This window comes from Nocardioides sp., from assembly GCF_036267815.1.
Classification (GTDB): Bacteria; Actinomycetota; Actinomycetes; order Propionibacteriales; family Nocardioidaceae; genus Nocardioides.
The window spans coordinates 1-2,564 of sequence record NZ_DATAVI010000046.1 but is presented as its reverse complement, the minus strand read 5'-3'; the positions used below and the strand labels follow the sequence as shown (position 1 = coordinate 2,564).

General features: G+C 68.6%; 3 protein-coding genes and 1 pseudogene. 1 reads left to right on the top strand and 3 read right to left on the bottom strand.

The features are described from left to right. Window positions 1-9: 9 nt before the first annotated feature. Together VHW64_RS10020 and VHW64_RS10015 are read right to left on the bottom strand one after the other, a co-directional pair. Entirely contained in the window at window positions 10-279 is a 270-nt protein-coding gene (locus tag VHW64_RS10020; RefSeq protein ID WP_329650402.1) for a hypothetical protein, read from the bottom strand. Window positions 280-339: 60 nt separating this feature from the next. Next, entirely contained in the window at window positions 340-927 is a 588-nt protein-coding gene (locus VHW64_RS10015; RefSeq protein WP_329650401.1) for a hemerythrin domain-containing protein, read from the bottom strand. 187 nt (window positions 928-1,114) lie between these two features. Here VHW64_RS10015 and VHW64_RS10010 point away from each other — a divergent pair, with 187 nt between their 5' ends. Continuing rightward, a complete protein-coding gene (locus VHW64_RS10010) occupies window positions 1,115-1,954 on the top strand; it encodes an SDR family oxidoreductase (RefSeq protein ID WP_329650400.1) in 840 nt (279 codons plus the stop codon). Here the strand turns inward: VHW64_RS10010 and VHW64_RS20305 are convergent. Further along, window positions 1,910-2,464: pseudogene (locus tag VHW64_RS20305) on the bottom strand (Ku protein); the annotation flags it as partial. The gene VHW64_RS10010 and the pseudogene VHW64_RS20305 overlap by 45 nt on opposite strands. Window positions 2,465-2,564 lie beyond the last annotated feature (100 nt).

The window sequence follows — 2,564 nt, the reverse complement described above, 5'->3', positions numbered from 1 at the left end:
GGGTCGTGCTCAGCGCTGCCCGAGGGCGCGGGCGAGTTCGTCTCGTCCCATCTTCGACCGGCCCCGGAGGTCGCGGCGCTTCGCCTCCTCGTAGAGCTCCTGCCGCGTCTTGGGCTCGGCCGAGCCGGTGCGTTTGCGCGCAGCCACGGCCGCGCCCTGTTCGCCGAGCGCCGTCTTGGTGCTTCTCGGCAGGTTCGCCAGTGATCGCTGCTGGCGGGCCGCCTTCGTGGCTTTGTGGATGTTCTTCTTCGCCGCTTGGGTCTGCTTACGACTAGCCATGCTCATCCGTCCTCAGGGCTACCCACCGACATGTCGGTGGGTAGCCCCCGTCGGGCGGCCTCAGGAGGCCGCGGATTCGATCGCGTCCCGGGTGCGGTCGATCAGTGATGCGATCGGGCCCACGGCGAACTGTGCCGGCGTCGAGCCCGCGGTCGAGGGATGCGGGTGCGTCGGAGCGACCTTCTCGGCGGCCAGCATGTGGGATCCCATGGTCTGCCGTTCGCTCTCGTCGCAGGAGTCCAGGATCAGCGGGAACTCCTCGGACTCCTCGGCCTCCGCGTGGCTGTCCACGGCCTTCTCGAACTCCGCCAGCTTCGCGTCGAAGTCGGCGCTATCCACGTCGAGGGACTCCAGGTCCTTGAGAACCTCGTTAGCCTCGGCCTCCTCCTCGTTGCGAGCGTCCGCGACCTTGGCCCCGCGGTCGTCGACGCGCTTGGTGGCCGGTCGCAACACCATCTCCTCGGCCGTCTCGTGCACCGCGAGCAGGCCCCGAAGCTCGTCGAATGCTTGCTTCTTGTGCTCACCGGTCTCGGCCTTCACCTCGGCGAACAGGTCTCGGATCCGGGCGTGCTGGTCGAGCAGGATCCGTACGACGTCGCCCTCGGGCAGATCTGCGGCCTTGCGCCGGTCCTCTGTGGCGTCTCCCATGTTGCTCTCCTCTCAGTCTGACCTGTCCGTTCTCGGTACCCATGCAGCGCGTCATTACTCCCTGGACCGCGGGGCCCGGCGGCGAGGCGCGCCGCCCCGCCTCGTCCCAGGCGCGTAGACAGCGGGAACACTCGGCTCCACTCCCGGCACGGGGCATGGATCGGCCATCTGGCGGGTACCGATCGGCATGAGCCAACCGCCACAGCACCAGGACCCGCCCGGTCAGCAGGCGCAGATGCAGCCACGCCCCGACTGTGGTGAGGAGTCCTACCAGGGCCACGGTCGGCTCGCGGGGAAGAAGACCGTGATCACCGGCGCGGACAGCGGCATCGGCCGCGCCGTCGCGATCGCCTACGCCCGAGAGGGAGCGGACGTCCTGATCTCCTACCTCTCCGAGCACGACGATGCCGCCGAGACCGCGCGTTACGTCGAGAAGGCCGGTCAGCGCGCTGTCCTCTTCCCGGGTGACCTCTCCTCGCCTCAGCATTGCCGCGATGTCGTCGCCAGGGCGGTCGAGGAGTTCGGACGCATCGACGTGCTGGTGAACAACGCGGCCTACCAGATGACGCGAGAGTCACTGGAGGAGACCCCCGACGAGGAGTGGGACCACACCCTCGCCACCAACCTGTCGGCGATGTTCCATCTGTGCAAGGCAGCGTTGCCGCACATGGGACCCGGAGCGTCGATCATCGGCAGTTCGTCGGTGAACTCGGACAGCCCGAACCCGACCCTGGCGCCCTACGCCGCGACGAAGGCGGCGATCGCCAACTTCAGCGCCAGCCTGGCGCAGCTGCTCGGCGAGCGCGGCATCCGAGTCAACAGCGTGGCGCCTGGTCCGGTCTGGACCCCGCTCATCCCGTCGACCATGGAGCCGGACAAGGTCGCCGAGTTCGGCTCCGACACGCCGCTGGGTCGCCCCGGTCAGCCGGTCGAGCTGGCCCCGGTCTACGTGCTGCTGGCCTCCGACGAGGCCAGTTATGTCTCAGGTGCGCGAGTCGCGGTCACCGGCGGTCGCCCGATTCTCTGACTCTGGAGGGCTACCCGGGGCCGGGCTCCTTCTGGGCGGTGCCGAGCAGCGCGCGGAACGTGTCGCCATTCTCGCTGGCGGCCAGGTCGAGGTCCTTCCCGTGGGCTCAGGACCTCGCCGGCAGGTTGTCGATCTCGTCGGCCGGCTCACGCGCCTCGTCGGCGAAGTACATCGTCTCCAAGGCCAGCATGCCGTCCGCGGGTCGGATCGCTGCGAGGTACTGCCTGCACGGATCACGAACGTGGCCACCCCGATGCGCTCGGCCCTCGTCATCGCCTTCACCAGTAGCGTGCAGACCTTCATGGCGGGGTCGCCGCACGTCGCCAGGTAGCACGACTTCTGGTAGCGGATCGGGTCGATCTCCGCGGCATCGGCGAAGTCCGAGGTGTCGATGGTGCGGCTCCGCCCGGGCTCGACCGGCTCCAGCTCCTCCTGGGTCAGCATCGCGTACTCCCCAGCGCTGACCTCGGCTCCCTTCACGATGTCCTGGTACTCGACCTCGTCTCCGGTGGCCTCATTGACCGCTCGTCACGGATCCGCGACGACGTGCCCTTCTCGAGCTGATGGAAGTGCCCCTCGTGATCCTGGGCCCCGAGTACAACCCGACCGG

What these genes read in the sequence shown, in the direction of transcription:
- VHW64_RS10020 (WP_329650402.1), bottom strand. Translation starts at nt 279, where the DNA reads ATGGCTAGTCGTAAGCAGACCCAAGCGGCGAAGAAGAACATCCACAAA.
- VHW64_RS10015 (WP_329650401.1), bottom strand. Translation starts at nt 927, where the DNA reads ATGGGAGACGCCACAGAGGACCGGCGCAAGGCCGCAGATCTGCCCGAG.
- VHW64_RS10010 (WP_329650400.1), top strand. Translation starts at nt 1,115, where the DNA reads ATGAGCCAACCGCCACAGCACCAGGACCCGCCCGGTCAGCAGGCGCAG.